The organism is Psychrobacter sp. 1Y4 (genome assembly GCF_051847555.1).
Window position 1 is genome coordinate 1 of record NZ_JBPYDE010001111.1, and the last position, 528, is coordinate 528.

Genomic DNA, 528 nt, shown 5'->3' on the forward strand with positions numbered 1-528 from the left:
CTTACCTCTGAGTGTGAGTTGCAATGGTAGACACGACAGCTTGTTACCTGACACCGCAGCAAAGTAGCTTAAGCGTGCTGCTAAGGTACGTATGCTATTAAAGCCTGTGGTGCGAAAGATAAACGTACCTAGCTCATCGTCTTCACTCAGATTCGCGTACAGTCTGCCATACGGCTTACAAGCGCTGCCTTGCGCCAGTGGACAGCGATCAGGTGACGGGCAAGGCAATTGCTCGACACCATTATTGGTTCGTCTCTGACATTGCTCACCGTCACCAACGCATAGTGGACGACCTGTTTGCCTATCGAACAGCGTGTACTCTGCTCGCAGGTTTAACTCAGGATCATTAAACAGCATACGCACCGGTATCTGTCTGAGCTTACCGTCATTCTTTTCGCGTAGCTTTGCATCGAGTGGATGATTGATCCAGCCATCTTTGTTCTGCACTTGACTGGTGATAGTGAATTGATCGTCTTTAGCAGGTAGACGCTTGCCATCTTTTACGATGACACGTCCGATGCTGATACG

Annotated in this window: 1 protein-coding gene; it reads right to left on the reverse strand. The window is 49.2% G+C overall.

Annotation, left to right across the window (positions count from 1 at the left end):
- On the reverse strand, positions 1-528 hold a 528-nt coding region (locus tag ACS8FC_RS20675; RefSeq protein ID WP_439298163.1), incomplete at both ends, for a recombination directionality factor.